Source organism: Paraglaciecola sp. QJM3NY_14 (assembly GCF_056173245.1).
In genome coordinates, this window is record NZ_CM149664.1 from 5,076,913 (window position 1) to 5,092,010 (window position 15,098).

Genomic DNA, 15,098 nt, shown 5'->3' on the forward strand with positions numbered 1-15,098 from the left:
CGCTAGCATTACGTTATCAAATCATTGAGGGGAAATAATCATGATGGCATTAATATTAACCGATCCGGTTGCTTGGGGTTCAATTCTTGGCATAGGCGTGATCGTGGCGTTGTGTTGTTATTACGCTTACCTTTTCGTACATAACACTATCGAAAATCGCTAAGCTTAATTATGCTTGGTTATGTATTGAGAACGGCAATACCATAGCGCGTTCAGATTTTGGATTGCCAATCATTTCGTCATAGGGTGACAAGTGAATCAACTCAGCATGATTAACGCAGCATTCACTTAGCGCGTCGCGGATATGCTCCGTGCTTCTAAATGACATTGGCCTATGCGTCGACTTGTCATACACCACGCCTTGCTTGCCTGCTATGGTTAAGCGCAAAATATAAAGGCTCATGTCGTGAGACTCAACTGAGGCTACCTCAATGTTAGGTTTGTTTGACATAATGTCTTGTAAGATATACTTTAGCATAATGACTCCAGTGAGTATGACCTTCAGCACATGCCAAGATCGTTTTGCAGTTGATGGTCTTTTTACTCACATAGGATGAAGTCAGATCATCCAGTAATCGCCATATTTTCTTTTTGCTCAACGATGTTGGTATATTCTCTTTTTAAGCTCGGCCACATAGTAATACTCAGCACAGTAAAAGGTGAAATGCTTAACATTAGCCATAAAGGGATCGGCTGAGTCACGAGCACACTTATTAACACTACGTATTTTGCTACCTCTAGCCACCAACCTGATACTTTCATCGCCAATACTTCACCTACTGACAGACTGGCGAATATGACCCAAGCAATTACGAGTACCTGTTGCATAAGCGCTAAATGGGTAATATTTAATAAAAATACTAAGCCTATAAAAGTCGTTAGCCCGTGCTGTAACAGTGCATAAGTTTTACGTCGTGTTGAAATGGCTATGTCGAACTTTTTAAAACGCGTTAAATCTACCCGCCCCAGAGGATAATCGCGCTCCATATCAGCGGGGCGCCAGCCAGTTTTACCAAACCATACTTTGAATTTGTCTGACCACGCTTTGGTTCGCCAGCTATCCTTTATGAGTTGCTGATAAATATGGGTATTGGCATAGATAGGGTTCCAACTGTGTAGCGCTTTGCGGATCCCGTAAATAGGGGGCTCTTCGTCCAACTCATCTTGAAATGAGCCGAACAACCGATCCCATATAATAAAAACTCCCCCGTAATTACGGTCGATATAGATCTGGTTTTGCGCATGGTGAGCTCGATGATTAGAGGGTGTTACGAATATCCATTCCAACCAGCCTAGCCTGCCAATGTGACGTGTGTGCACCCAAAACTGATAAATAAGATTGAGTGAGCCCACGGTAAGCAGCAGCATCGGGTCGACACCGAGAAAGGCTAAGGGTAGGTAAAATATCCAACTTAAAAAACTGCCGCTCGTTTGTCGCAAGGCGGTGGTGAGGTTGTACTCTTCACTAGAGTGGTGCACCACATGAGCGGCCCACAAAATACTCATTTCATGGCCAAATCTGTGATTCCAGTAATAGCAAAAGTCATATAGCACAAAAGCAATCAGCCCTAGCCAGATGTTATCTCCCAAGGTGAAAAGCGCATAGTTATCATATAAGACCACGTATAAAGTAAAGGGTACTAAGGCTTTCAAAATTCCGAACATACGGCTCAACACTCCCGCCGTTAAGCTATTAATCGCATCATTAGTCCGGTAGTAATCTGTTTTTCTGAAATACTCAGCCACTAGCTCTAAAGCAATCAATAAAAAGAAAAAGGGTATGGCGTAAATTATATAACTCATTGCATAGCTGCCTAAACGAACTTATTTCGACTAATACCTTCTAAATTAAGGTGTTCGATGCTCGTTAGCAACATTTTATTAACAAAGTTCAACAACGCCATAATTCAAAAGATTATAAGAACAGAGTTTAACAAGGTTGCAGCCTGTCAGATTAATACCCACTCCATAAAATAATTAGCCACTCAGCGAAAATTAATGGAATTGGTATAATTTCAACGAATTGAGATATATAGCCCTTGATAGATTGATCTTTTATCACAACACTATAAGTTAGCCAGTATAAAGCGAAGTGCTCTTGATAAAGTGTAAATGTGCACAGTCACAGTTTCAGGCCAAGTTGATGCCTCTAAAGGAGTTTTTATGAGTGAAGAAGACGTAAAAAATAAATCATTAGTGCCTTATGTAGCGATCGCGGTTGTATTAATCGTAGTGATTGGCGCTGTGCTTTTCTGGCCTGCTGACAAACCAGTTGAGCCTGAGCCTCCGGTTGAAGTGCCTGTTACCACTATTCCTGAAGTTGCTCCATTACCTTTGCCAGAAGAAGAACCTATGGCACAAGAGCCAGAAGAATTGCCTGAGCCAGAAGCAGCACCAGAGCCTATCCCTGAGCCGGAGCCACTTGATACCAGCGACGGCGCGGTCAAAACCGAACTATTAAAATTATCAGATTATGGCGAGCTAGCCCGTTTACTGGTGAATGACGACTTGCTACAACGCTTTGTTATCACCACCAACAATTTGGCAGATGAAGAATTACCCGCGAATCATCAGGTATTAAAAAAGCCTGAGCAAACGTTTCGCACTTTTCAACAAGCAGACAAAGAATGGATAGACCCAGCTAGCTACAAGCGCTATACCCCTTATGTTGATGTACTTGAGTCACTTGATCCTGAGTCGTTAGAGCAGCTTTATCAAGAATACAAGCCCGCTATCAACGAGATATTTGGAGAGATCAGCAGTCCTGGGCAGGATTTCGATGACACTCTACTCGATGCCATCGACTTATTACTTGATACGCCAGAAGTGCCTGTTCCTGTCGAGGTTTATACTGACAGCGTCATGTTCAAGTTTAAAGATGAACGTTTAGAAGCCTTAGCGTCACCCCAAAAACAATTACTGCGCACCGGTCCTGAAAATATGCGCCGTATTAAAGCCAAACTGCGAGAGCTTAAGACCGCTATCGCTGCAGATCAAGAATAGGTTTCAGTCAATATGGACTTAGCAACACTACAAAAGCAGCTTGGCGATCAACAAGGCAAGCTGCCACCGGTTGATAAGTGGAACCCAGATTTTTGTGGCGATATGGATCTCGTCATAAAACACGATGGGAGCTGGTTTTACATGGGTACGCCTATCGGTCGAAAAGCGTTGGTGAAACTGTTTGCTAGTGTGTTAAAAAAAGAGGGTGACCAATACTTTTTGGTCACCCCAGTAGAAAAGCTCGGTATTACAGTAGAAGACGTACCTTACGTGATCACCCAATGGGAACAACAAGGTGATTTACTGGTATTTACGACTCAGACTGAAGAGCAAATAATCGTTAGCGCGCAAAATCCTGTTGAACTCAAACAAGACAGCAAAAATAACCTTGCTTTGCCTTATATCAAAGTAAGGGGCAATTTATGGGCGCGATTGCATCAAAACGTTTACTACCAATTAATTGAACAAGCCGAGCAAGAAGACGACGCCTTATTTATCAGTAGTGGGGGTTATCGTTTTTGCCTAGGTAAGCTCTAATTACCCTGCGTTTTTACCCCTTCTAGTTGACTTTTGCTCATTGAAATCATTGTTTTGTAGATGGCTTATCGAAATAACATTTTGTTAACATTTAGTGCCCAGCATCGTTTTGACCTGCCGACCTTATTCCCCTAATCTGAACACTCACTAGCTAAAACGAGAATAATACTATGCGAGTTTCAATGATCAGCGTTGCCTTAGCCGCTTCGCTGATATGCACCCAAGCCCTAGCGGCCACCTATATACAAGCAGGCAAGCTTATCCCCGCCAATTCAGACAGGGTAATGAGTGAAGTGACCGTAGTGGTCGATGGCAATAAAATCAGCAAAATCCATCAAGGCTATATTTCCGGCGGCGAACAAGATGAACTGGTCGATCTTAAAACGCACACCCTTATGCCTGGCTTGATGGATATGCACACCCACGTTACCTCGCAACACAATGGTCCATCGAGTTACATGGAGCGCTTTACCCTAAATGAAGCCGACTATGCCATAAAAGGCGTTCAGTACGCCAAGCGTACACTTCTGGCGGGTTTCACCACTATTCGCAACTTAGGCGATGGTTATAACGAGTCGGTAGCCCTACGCAATGCGATCAACAAAGGTGTCGTGGAAGGTCCACGTATTTTTACAGCGGCAAAATCAATTGCCACAACGGGTGGGCATGCTGACCCGACCAACGGTACAGCAAAGAAAATTCAAGGTGACCCAGGCGCCGCTGACGGCGTAATTAATGGCGTAGCAGAGGCACGTAAAGCCGTTCGTCAACGCTATAAAGACGGCGCAGACTTAATCAAAATCACGGCCACTGGCGGGGTTTTATCTGTCGCTAAAAGTGGTCAGAATCCGCAGTTTATGGACGATGAATTAAAGGCTATTGTTGATACCGCTAAAGATTATGGTATGACAATCGCCGTTCATGCGCACGGTAAAGAAGGCATGGAGCGCGCGATTGAAGCAGGTGTGACATCCATCGAGCATGGCACCTACATGGACAAACAAACCTTCAAACTAATGAAAAAGCATCAGACTTACTATGTTCCTACAGTGATGGCTGGTAATTGGGTAGCTGAGAAGGCCAAAATTGATGGTTTCTTTCCAGAGTTAGTACGCCCCAAAGCCGCGACTATAGGGCCTCTGATTCTACAAACGTTGGCTAATGCACATAAAGCCGGGGTTAAAATTGCGTTTGGTACGGATTCAGGTGTATCCGCTCACGGTGATAATGGCTTAGAGTTTGTGCTTATGGTCGAAGCAGGCATGAAACCCATAGAGGCTATTCGAGCTGCAACCTATCATGGCGCAATATTAATCGACCAACTCGATTCTTTAGGCACCATAGAAGATGGCAAGTTAGCAGATTTAGTCGCGGTATCAGGTGACCCGCTAGACGATATCAAAAGGATGCAGCAGATCAGCTTTGTGATGAAAAACGGCCAGATATATAAAACACCTGAAGCATAGAAATTGAGAACAATCGGGTTGGGTTGCCTTAATAAGAACATAGCGCGGCACGCCCAACTCGGTGACTTATTTGAACCCCTTAGCGCCACAACACTATTTATCACTTTGGAGCGACACATGAAATTGAGCAAACTAGCATTAACTGTTTTGACTGCCAGCAGTTTTTTATTTGCAGGCTCGGTAATGGCCGATCAGCCCCCCCTTAAAGAAAAGGTCCAGGCCGCCATGGCCAGTGACATAAGAAGCACCCAAGAGACCGCACGGGACGATAACCGCAAACCCCTAGAAACCTTAGCGTTCTTTGGATTAAAACCTGATATGCACATTGTTGAGCTTATTCCAGGGGGGGGATGGTACACCAAGATTTTAGCCCCAGTGGTTAATGATGAAGGCCAATACTATGCAGCAATAGGCGCAAATCACGTTGGTGACACATTATTTAAAGAGCCTGGATTTGAAAAAGCGAAAGTGACTGCACAAAATGCCCGCTTGTGGCGCGAAGATGGGGCCCGTTTCTATTCTCTTGATGTTGATTCACTCGGTGTAAGCAATATAGATATGGTGCTTACGTTTCGTAATTACCATAATTTTAATGAACAAGGCCGCCGTAAAATGAATGAAGTCGCTTTTGCTGCACTCAAGTCAGGCGGTATTTATGCGGTCGTTGACCATACTGCGCGCCATAACGAGCCAGCGAGTAATGCAAATCGCCGCAGAGTAGACCCAGTGTTGGCCATTCATGAAATTCAGCAGGCAGGCTTTGAGCTGGTGGATGTCAGCGATTTACATTACAGAGAAGACGATGAGCTTAGGTTTGAAGTCGGTGCAAAAAGCGTAACAGGGAATACCGATCGCTGGACGCTAAAATTTAAAAAGCCCTAGTTCAAAAAGACGTAGTGAAAAATTAACTAACTAAAACAATTAGTTGAAAACCGCTATTAACCTTCCTTGAGTACCTATTCTAGGTCACTCAAGAAAGGTTAAATAATTTAACAATAATAATTGATAATCATTCTCATTTGCGTTAATTTGATTTTACGCAATTAACACGAGAATCGATATGTCACAGAACTTTCTATGCCCCAACCACCGCCAGTGGTTAGCAACCAACCCCATGGCCGCACATACTCATCTGCGTGAAACCCAAGACACAGGCCAATACTATCGTGAGCAAGGTGCTTGGCAACAAGCGTTACCTTACCTTGGTTGCGCCTATGAAACCGCTGAAATAGTGATGACCCAAGCTGAAAGGCAAACCTCTTCAAACATTGTTGATTTCACCGCCACCGCAGTGCTATTGGCCGATACTCTGCAAAAACTAGGAAAAAAGACCCTTAGCTTAGCCGTCTACGAGCAGGCACAAAAACGCCTCAAGCCAGAACTGACCCTAAGTTACCAACAACCTACACTACAGCGTTGTATTATCGATTGTATTAAGTCTTTGGCGTTAGGGGCGGGCTTTCATCAGAAGTTTATGCATTCGCAGCTCAACGAGGAACACGCTCTTCATTAATCTTTATAACGGGTGGATAGAACATGCAAACTTATAGCCCTAAGTCACGAGACCAAGAACAGTTCGTGCCCATTCAATTACGGGTAGACGTACTTAAACGCTTGTTAGCTGAGCACAACGTATGCGCTGAAGAACTGCATTGTGATTGTACTCACAGTAAACGCATTTTAATGAATCTATTGTTGCAAGCCGCTGCTGTTTAGAACAGCGGTTCGTAACGAATTAGATTGCTTTAAATAAATATAGAAAGTAAGTACTAACTTTGGTCTTTGCGGATCAAGTAACGATAGGGCTTTGTGTCCACGTCACTGGCAAGTAAAGTATGCCCCATAAAGCGACAAAAGCTAGGGATGTCGCGGGTAGTAGAGTGATCGTCGGCACTGATTGCCAACGTCTCCCCAAGTTGCATATTACGTATACTTAACCGCACCATCATCACAGGCTCGGGGCAACGTAAACCAATAGCATCAAGCTGGTGATTAGCATCCCCAAAATTATCGGATGTCACTTCAGATCCCATAATCAACACGGTATTGCTTGATATTTGCCAAATGCTCAGCCAACTCAGGTTGCGCTGAAGCTTGGGTTTGTAAGTACTCGATTAGATCAGCCAGACTAACAATAGACACCACTTTCGTAGCAAAATCTCGCTCAACTTCTTGAATGGCAGACAACTCACCTTGGCCTTTCTCTTGGCGATCAAGTGCAATCAACACACCCGCTAGACTCGCATCATGGGCAGCGATTAACGCCATCGATTCACGTATAGCCGTGCCCGCTGTAATCACGTCGTCCACTAACATCACTTTGCCAGCTAACGCGCTCCCCACTAAATTTCCACCTTCACCGTGGGTTTTGGCTTCTTTTCTGTTGAAGCAGTAAGGCTTATCAACATCGTGCTTGTCAGCTAATGCTACAGCGGTTGTTGTTGCAATGGGGATCCCTTTATAAGCAGGGCCGAATAACAAATCGTATTCAATATTCGACGCTTGCAGTGCCTGAGCATAGTACTGGCCTAATTTAGCCAAATCACGGCCTGTATTAAACAAACCTGCATTGAAAAAGTACGGGCTTTTACGCCCAGACTTCAAAGTGAATTCACCAAATTTGAGCACACCACGGCCCAAGGCAAATTCAATAAACTCTTTTTGATAATCTAGCATTAATCTACCTATGTATTGAGATGTTGATTGGCCAATTCTTAGTTAAGTGCAGCTTTTTGCTCGTCAAACAATTCACGGATACCGTGTTTTGCCAGCTCTAGCATTTCATGCATTTCTTCAATACTAAAAGGTTCGCCTTCAGCAGTACCTTGTACTTCGATCATTTTACCCGTATCGGTCATCACCACATTCATATCGGTTTCTGCTTCTGAGTCCTCTGTGTATTCCAAGTCAGCAATCGCATTGCCCTTGTATATACCCACAGAAATCGCCGCGATCATGTGCTTCATAGGGTTGGTTTTGATGATCCCTTTGCTGCGCATCCATGTAAGCGCATCAACAAGTGCCACACACGCGCCAGTGATGGATGCAGTGCGTGTACCGCCATCAGCCTGAATGACATCACAATCTACAACTATGGTGTTTTCGCCAAGCAGTTTTAAATCAAGCGCGGCACGTAACGAACGAGCGATTAACCGCTGAATTTCCAATGTCCTACCACCTTGTTTACCACGAGCCGCTTCACGATCTGAACGAGTATGGGTCGCACGTGGCAACATACTGTACTCAGCATTCACCCAGCCTTTACCTTGGCCTTTCATGAAACGGGGCACACCTTCAGTCACAGAGGCGTTGCACAATACTTTCGTGTTGCCGAACTCAATCAATACAGAACCTTCTGCATGACAAGTGAAATTACGGGTAATAGTAACTGGGCGAATTTGGCTTGCGGTTCTGTCGTTCGGGCGCATGGATAACTCCTATAAATAATTTGCGCGCATTATACCGAATTGATGCCGCGGGTTCTTACAAAAATATGGCCAATGTTGCACTTATTCTGCCACTGAAAACGTTTGAAAAAATGTTAGCTATCGCGCATGGGTGTCACAGGGGTATAATACCCATTAGTTTTCACCAAGGAATGAACCTAATGATTTACAGCATGACCGCATTTGCCCGTCGCGAACTTAAAGCACAGTGGGGTACAGCCGTATGGGAAATCCGCTCTGTTAACCAACGTTTTCTTGAAACCTACTTTCGTCTTCCAGAGCAATTCAAAAGCCTAGAGCCCATATTGCGTGAACGTTTTCGTAAACAATTACAGCGCGGAAAAGTAGAATGTGCGTTACGTTTTGTAGCAAACGATGCAGCGGTCGGTAAATTAAGTTTGAATGAAGATTTAGCTCGCCAAGTGATGAACGCAGCTGACTGGGTGCAATCTCATGGTCAATCATCAGGTGTAAACCCATTAGACGTACTGCGCTGGCCTGGTGTTATCGCCGCAGAAGAAACTGATATGGAAGGGATTCAAGCCGATGTCTTAGTTGAATTCGACGCCACGTTAAGTGATTTTATTACGGCCCGCGCCACCGAAGGTACCAACCTTAGAGCGATGATCGAACAGCGTCTTGATGGCATTCAAGTGGAAGTCGATAAAGTGACCCAGCACATGCCTGATGTGCTCAAGTGGCAAAAAGACAAGATTCTTGCCCGCTTTGAAGAGGCTAAGATTGAACTTGATGCCACCCGCGTAGAGCAAGAGATGATCATGCTGGCGCAAAAAGTCGACGTAGCGGAAGAGCTAGACCGCTTAGTATCACATATTGGTGAAACCCGTAAAATTTTAAAAAAAGGCGGCCCTGTAGGTCGTCGGTTAGATTTTATGATGCAAGAGTTCAACCGTGAGTCAAATACACTAGGCTCTAAGTCAATCAATAGCGACATCACCCAATCCGCAGTGGAACTAAAAGTGTTGATTGAACAAATGCGCGAGCAGATAGCGAATATAGAGTAAACACATACCCATAAATTTATTCAAGCTGAACAGCGCTTAGATTATTGCTTCAGCGGCATTCCCCGCATTGCGCTGTTGGTATATACGGGCAAACATTGAATGCATTTGAAGCGGCCGGCGTGACGCCTGCGATCTCTAGCCAGCCACGTTCAATGCAAACCTTGCTGGTTGAAGTGGGTGCAGGTCTCGGTATAGGCGTGGCACCCTATTGCATCAAACGATTGGTTAGCAATAGTTGTGCTTTCGTTAAAATCAATGAAATTAGCGTACCTATTCCATTCGTTGCTCAGTTTAAGCACTCTCCCATGAATCCAACCGTGTCTAGCTTCGTGACCTTGCTAGCTGAGCGTAAATCTGACATACAAAGGTTAATGTCGCCGCCATAATATGAAAAATAATTGTGTTACTCATTTTCTTACTTCTCGAATACATGCCCGCTCCTGTGTTTCATGTGAAACACAGAAGCTCTTAAACTTCTGACAATCGCACTTCATGTGCTTTACAACCTAACTGCATATATAAGCAGCATTTCCACTATCGCTGAGGTTTAATTACATGGGCGAGTCCCCTAGTATGCCGAGCATTCGAGTTAGCCGCTATTTCATCTCAATATCACTATTTAGCCATTTCAGAAGGGTCAAATACATGGCGAATACCATGGATATGAGTGTCGAAAAATTTAACAGTAACTGTAAAAAACCTTGAATGCTGAAATTAACACCTTGATTTTTATCATTTTTAATTATGTGGCTTGCTATATGCTTTTTATTAAGAAGAGATGTAGTACTGAGTATGCCCTAACATGGCATACCTATTTTAACTGATAGATAACTAACTGGTTTAAATGCGCAGATGTCTTGTTTAACACGAAAATTACAGCAGCAGCTTACTCGTTATATCCAACGAAATAGCAATGTATTAGCCGCTAACGATGCAGAGCAAATTCGCAATGTACTTGTGAGTAAAGGCGTATGCCCTTCAGATGTCACAACCGATCAGGTTAAAGTGATTCTGCAGGACGCCCGTAGTAGCTAAATGGCGATAGATTCGTTGAAGTAACGATTGAAGTCTAATTTAAATTCACTGGCCAGCACCGCCTTTTCAACGCGATACTGAGAGTGAAGTAAGTCAATCTCCACGGGTGGCAAATAGTGAGCGCTGCGCACTGAATAAAAAACCTTCACCTGTGGTTTAAGGGGGTTATTCTCATTTTGCTTAATCACAACAGCTATTTTCTCGCTAGAAAGTTTCACTAAACTTCCCACTGGATACACACCAATACATTTTATGAACTGCTCGACTAAGTGTTGATCATACTTTAACGGTGTTTCTTCATGGAGTATTTTCAGTGCTTTTTGCGAAGGCATTCCCGCCTTATAGCAACGATCTGCGGTGATGGCATCGTAGGTATCCACTATGGCTATCATACGACCAAATTTGGTTATTTCATCTCCCCGAGCACCATCTGGGTAACCATAACCATCGAGTCGCTCATGGTGTTGTGAAATAGTTTCAATCATACGCTCTGGTATACCCATCTCTTCTAACACTCGGATACCGTAATATACGTGATCACGCATAATCACCATTTCTTGGTCAGTCAAACGACCCGGCTTATGTAGGATCTCATCGGGGACTTTGATTTTTCCTATATCATGCAGAAAACCTGATAATGCGAGTTCTTGTACTTCTTCTTCTGGCATTTCTAAGTAATTGGCAAAGTTGGCTAGCAAGATAGCGACGTTTAAGGAATGCTCAAGCAGGTAACTGTCTTTTTCACGAATTTTAGTCATGCACAAAAGTGCATTTGGATTACGGTCAATAGAAGACACCAGATTAGAGGTAAACTCTTTTGGAATGGCTATATCTATAGGCAAGCCCTTGTCAGCCGCCTGTAACATTCGCCGTTGCAGAATTTTACCTTTCTCGTGAAGTTTTGCCGCCTTACCTATTTCGTCAGCAAACGGAATATCTGGCTCTGAAGGTGGTTCCACATCAGGGGCGGGCTCTTCCTCCTTTACCAGCTGCTTACTCAAATCAATGACAATCGAAACAATACCCTGCTTCTTCATGGCAGTGATCGCCGTATTTGTCGTCACCCGTCCTCTGCTTTTGATTTTCAGGTTGCCATTTTGCTCTGCAATTGAGTCTACATACATGCCGACTTCTAAATCGCTCACCGGGATAGTTTTTAGCACTAAAAATAGATTCCAATTGGGTGAAAAACGCAGGTTGAGAGAAAAATAAACGATTTTACAAATTAGCGCAAATCCAGTGGCAATTCCGGCGTTTAATCGGTGGAGTATTTGCTGATATTTTATTCATGTTTGGGTTTTAGTTTGCGTAAAAATCTTACAATTACATTGCAAAGCGACCATTCACGAAAAAAAACAAATTAATAACAATTTTTGTTAATGATAAGTTAAATACTGCAGATTGACATATAGTTAACATGACTTTAACGTAATCCAGCGTTTACATCTTGTTGTTTGTGTAAGGCTGTTTGGAACACCAAGGAACGCGACTCTTTTGATGATAATAATAGGGCTCACAAGGTACACGTTATGAACACACATATAAATTTCAAAAAGTCATTGCTGACCAGCAGTATTTCAATGTTGCTAAGTAGTGCAGCGATAATGCCTTCGGTTGCGCAAGGGCAAATAGCACCAGAAGATGTAGAAGTGATACAGGTGACAGGTATTCGTGGCAGCTTATTACGCGCAATGGACATTAAGCGTGATTCTAGTGGCATAGTGGACGCAATTTCAGCAGAGGACATGGGCAAATTCCCTGATTCTAACTTAGCTGAATCATTACAACGTATTACGGGCGTCTCTATTGACCGCGCAAGTGGTGAAGGGTCACAAGTGACGGTTCGTGGCTTTGGCGCCGCCAACAACTTAATTACCTTAAATGGCCGTCAACTACCGACCACAACGGGTAGTAGAACGTTCGACTTTGCAAATATAGCGTCTGAAAGTGTATCAGGCGTTGAGGTTTATAAAACCGCTGATGCCAGCGTTACCTCAGGTGGGATAGGCGCAACAATCAACTTATCCACTCACAGACCATTCCATTCTCCCGGCACAAAAGCAACGTTTGGCGCTAAATTAGTGGACGATAAATCTACAGACAAGGGTGATGTCACACCCGAGATCAGCGGTTTGTACTCGCAAACGTTTGCTGATGAAACCGTTGGTATTTCAATATCTGGTAGTTATCAAGAACGCGAAAGCGGCATGCAGCAGTTTTTAGCAGACCAAGGTTATCGCGCGAGTGAATATACGAATACCGGCTGGGGTGGTGTTCCTGCAGGCGCTGAAGGTGGCATAAACCGCCCAACATCCGGCATTTATTCTAATCCTCAACAACCAAGATATGTCTTCGAAGAGCGTCAACGAGAACGCACGAATGGGCAGCTAGTTTTACAATTTAGACCAACCGATAACCTTACTGCCACGTTAGATTACACACTTATTCGCAATGATATTGAAGAGCAACATACAGATGCGTCTGTTTGGTTTAACTATGCTGGGGATCGAAGTGAATCCGTATGGGCTGGTGAACCTAATGCTGTACCTTTGATTTACTCTGAAATATACGAAATCAACAGCGAAGCTGATTTGCAAGATACCTCATTAACTGTTGGCGCTTGGGGCCGAGAGGAAAGCATCGACTCTATCGGACTGAATCTAGACTGGCAGGTCAGTGATGCCTTGCAACTCACACTAGATCACCACAGTTCAGAAGCTGAAATGAGAGCGTCCGATCCGCGTCATGGCACACGTAACAACTTGCAACTCCCCTCTTACACGCGAACCCGAACCGGACTAGACTTGACAGGAGAGTTACCAGGGATTGCTACAGGTAACATAGAAAACTTTAATCCCAACACCATGCGTTTATCGGGCAGTTGGTTTGCCAATGATTTTTACACCTCAGAGATAGACCAAACCCAAGTCAGCGGTAAGTACTTTTTAACTGACGAGGCCAGTATCGACTTCGGTGTATCAATCAACACCGTCAATAATCGCTACCGCCATACCCAAGTGCAAAGAGCAGATTGGGGCGGTGTAGGTGAAGAAGGGGATTTCGCTGACGTTGACTGGACGGAAGACACAATATTAGACAAATTCAACGCCAACGCTGGAAATTTTGAAGGAACAGCAACCCAAGGCGACTATGACTTATTCAACCGCATTTGGTATGCAGATTTTGATGAAATTGTCAGAGCTGCAGAGTTTGCTGATCCGGTTGCCAACGTAGACACCGTATGGGGTGATTGTTTAGCACCTGAGGGCGCATCTGCTGGCCCTAATGGAGAAGGACATTTTTGTGCTTCAACCGATTGGGATGCCGACACCAACCGCTTTACGGAAGAAGAAACCACAGCAGCATTTTTTCAATTGCACTATGACGGCGAATTAGGGGACATGCCATACGATGCTCACTTAGGCATGCGCTTCGAAAAAACCGATGTTACCTCAACCGCTTCGGCACCGGGTTATAACCGCGTTGAATGGTCAGAAGATACTTCGACTGCGGTCACAGGACTAACAGGCATTGAAACCTTGAGCCAAGAAGCAGATTACTCGCAGTTTTTGCCAAGTTTCAACTTCAATATCTCAGTTACAGATGATGTCATAATGCGCGCCGCTGTGGGGAAAACCATATCAAGAGCCGGTTACGGCGCACTGCAAGGGGGTACGACTATCAATACCTCAGGCAGTTTAAGTGGATATTCTGGTACCTCAGGTAATCCGGGGCTTCGACCTTTAGAGTCTATAAACTATGATCTTTCTGCTGAGTGGTATTACGATGAAGGAAGCTATGTTTCTTTAGGCTATTTCAGAAAAGATGTGACCAAATGGATTACCACTGGTACAACCAACTCAACTGTGTTCAATCTTGCTAACCCATTGAATGGTGAAAAATTTGACGCCGCTGTTGCCGCCTTAGGCGCCGGAGCGAGTAACCAACAGATTCGGACGTATATTTTCGAAAATTATGCTGATGACCCTAACGTTACCCCTAATTTTGACGAAAATGGCGAACTAGACGGCGGTATTATTTTGGGTGATCCAGCCACCGATAACACAGTCAACTTTAGAATTAATGTTCCTGTCAATGGCGACACAGAACATACCATTGATGGCATTGAATTTAACGTTCAGCACCTGTTTGGTGAATCTGGCTTTGGCGGTATCGCTAACTACACTATGGTGGATTCAGGTTTAAAATATGATAAATCGTCGTTAGGTGATACCGAATCCTTAGTGGGTTTGAGCGATACAGCCAACTTAGTTTTATTCTATGACAAAGAGGGTTTACAAGCGCGCATTGCATACAACTGGCGCGACGAGTTTTTGAATGAGCGACGTGTCAATGGGGATTTAACAGCGCCTATATTTACCGATACTTATTATCAAATTGACTTTAACGTAAGTTACGAAATAAAACAGCTAAAGGGACTGACCGTATTTTTAGAAGGTATTAACATCACCGATGAATATACCAATGAGTTTGGTCGGGACAGCCAATTGATCTACAAACTCACACAAACTGGTGCCCGATATAACATTGGCGCTCGATACACGTTTTAACTTTCAGGATGTTCG

17 protein-coding genes are annotated in these 15,098 nt (G+C 44.0%); 11 read left to right on the forward strand and 6 right to left on the reverse strand.

Features of this window, described 5'->3' with window-relative positions; genetic code table 11:
* The first annotated feature begins 40 nt into the window (after positions 1-40).
* Positions 41-163: a hypothetical protein gene (locus AC0VYA_RS21730; protein WP_006994949.1), complete on the forward strand. Its 123-nt coding sequence runs from the start codon at positions 41-43 to the stop codon at positions 161-163.
* A 6-nt stretch (positions 164-169) separates the two neighbouring features.
* Here AC0VYA_RS21730 and AC0VYA_RS21735 read toward each other — a convergent pair whose 3' ends face one another.
* Entirely contained in the window at positions 170-478 is a 309-nt protein-coding gene (locus tag AC0VYA_RS21735) for a DUF6482 family protein (protein ID WP_475489647.1), read from the reverse strand.
* Between the two features lie 86 nt (positions 479-564).
* Positions 565-1,803, reverse strand: coding sequence for a sterol desaturase family protein (locus tag AC0VYA_RS21740; protein WP_475489648.1), 1,239 nt, complete (start codon positions 1,801-1,803; stop codon positions 565-567).
* 360 nt (positions 1,804-2,163) lie between these two features.
* On the opposite strand from AC0VYA_RS21740, the gene AC0VYA_RS21745 reads away from it, so the two are divergent.
* From AC0VYA_RS21745 to AC0VYA_RS21770, 6 genes are all read left to right on the forward strand, one after another.
* Positions 2,164-3,003: a DUF3014 domain-containing protein gene (locus tag AC0VYA_RS21745; RefSeq protein ID WP_475489649.1), complete on the forward strand. Its 840-nt coding sequence runs from the start codon at positions 2,164-2,166 to the stop codon at positions 3,001-3,003.
* A 12-nt stretch (positions 3,004-3,015) separates the two neighbouring features.
* Positions 3,016-3,540 (forward strand): DUF1285 domain-containing protein, encoded by a 525-nt coding sequence (locus tag AC0VYA_RS21750; RefSeq protein WP_475489650.1) that lies wholly within the window; start codon positions 3,016-3,018, stop codon positions 3,538-3,540.
* Positions 3,541-3,710: 170 nt separating this feature from the next.
* A complete protein-coding gene (locus AC0VYA_RS21755) occupies positions 3,711-5,006 on the forward strand; it encodes an amidohydrolase family protein (protein WP_473477136.1) in 1,296 nt (431 codons plus the stop codon).
* Positions 5,007-5,123: 117 nt separating this feature from the next.
* Positions 5,124-5,888, forward strand: coding sequence for a class I SAM-dependent methyltransferase (locus tag AC0VYA_RS21760; protein ID WP_475489651.1), 765 nt, complete (start codon positions 5,124-5,126; stop codon positions 5,886-5,888).
* 178 nt (positions 5,889-6,066) lie between these two features.
* A complete protein-coding gene (locus AC0VYA_RS21765) occupies positions 6,067-6,519 on the forward strand; it encodes a hypothetical protein (protein WP_475489652.1) in 453 nt (150 codons plus the stop codon).
* A 23-nt stretch (positions 6,520-6,542) separates the two neighbouring features.
* Positions 6,543-6,722, forward strand: a complete 180-nt coding sequence (locus tag AC0VYA_RS21770; RefSeq protein WP_041714154.1) for a hypothetical protein — start codon at positions 6,543-6,545, stop codon at positions 6,720-6,722.
* A 53-nt stretch (positions 6,723-6,775) separates the two neighbouring features.
* On the opposite strand, the gene tusA is transcribed toward AC0VYA_RS21770, so the two are convergent.
* From tusA to rph, 3 genes are read right to left on the reverse strand one after another with little or no spacing between them, the layout of a single operon-like run.
* A complete protein-coding gene (gene tusA, locus AC0VYA_RS21775; RefSeq protein WP_473477144.1) occupies positions 6,776-7,039 on the reverse strand; it encodes a sulfurtransferase TusA in 264 nt (87 codons plus the stop codon).
* Positions 7,029-7,682: an orotate phosphoribosyltransferase gene (gene pyrE / locus AC0VYA_RS21780; protein ID WP_475489653.1), complete on the reverse strand. Its 654-nt coding sequence runs from the start codon at positions 7,680-7,682 to the stop codon at positions 7,029-7,031. Before pyrE ends, tusA begins: the two co-directional genes overlap by 11 nt.
* A 38-nt stretch (positions 7,683-7,720) precedes the next feature.
* Positions 7,721-8,434: a ribonuclease PH gene (rph, locus tag AC0VYA_RS21785; protein WP_006994938.1), complete on the reverse strand. Its 714-nt coding sequence runs from the start codon at positions 8,432-8,434 to the stop codon at positions 7,721-7,723.
* Positions 8,435-8,613: 179 nt separating this feature from the next.
* Here rph and AC0VYA_RS21790 point away from each other — a divergent pair, with 179 nt between their 5' ends.
* From AC0VYA_RS21790 to AC0VYA_RS21800, 3 genes are all read left to right on the forward strand, one after another.
* Positions 8,614-9,477, forward strand: a complete 864-nt coding sequence (locus tag AC0VYA_RS21790) for a YicC/YloC family endoribonuclease (RefSeq protein WP_475489654.1) — start codon at positions 8,614-8,616, stop codon at positions 9,475-9,477.
* 95 nt (positions 9,478-9,572) lie between these two features.
* Positions 9,573-9,863, forward strand: a complete 291-nt coding sequence (locus tag AC0VYA_RS21795) for a type 2 periplasmic-binding domain-containing protein (protein ID WP_475489655.1) — start codon at positions 9,573-9,575, stop codon at positions 9,861-9,863.
* A gap of 466 nt (positions 9,864-10,329) precedes the next feature.
* Positions 10,330-10,512 (forward strand): hypothetical protein, encoded by a 183-nt coding sequence (locus AC0VYA_RS21800; RefSeq protein ID WP_041714157.1) that lies wholly within the window; start codon positions 10,330-10,332, stop codon positions 10,510-10,512.
* On the opposite strand, the gene AC0VYA_RS21805 is transcribed toward AC0VYA_RS21800, so the two are convergent.
* A complete protein-coding gene (locus AC0VYA_RS21805; RefSeq protein ID WP_473477156.1) occupies positions 10,509-11,675 on the reverse strand; it encodes an HD domain-containing phosphohydrolase in 1,167 nt (388 codons plus the stop codon). The two genes, AC0VYA_RS21800 and AC0VYA_RS21805, sit on opposite strands and share 4 nt — an antisense overlap.
* A gap of 366 nt (positions 11,676-12,041) precedes the next feature.
* Here AC0VYA_RS21805 and AC0VYA_RS21810 point away from each other — a divergent pair, with 366 nt between their 5' ends.
* Entirely contained in the window at positions 12,042-15,083 is a 3,042-nt protein-coding gene (locus AC0VYA_RS21810; protein ID WP_475489656.1) for a TonB-dependent receptor, read from the forward strand.
* The last annotated feature ends 15 nt before the right edge of the window (positions 15,084-15,098 follow it).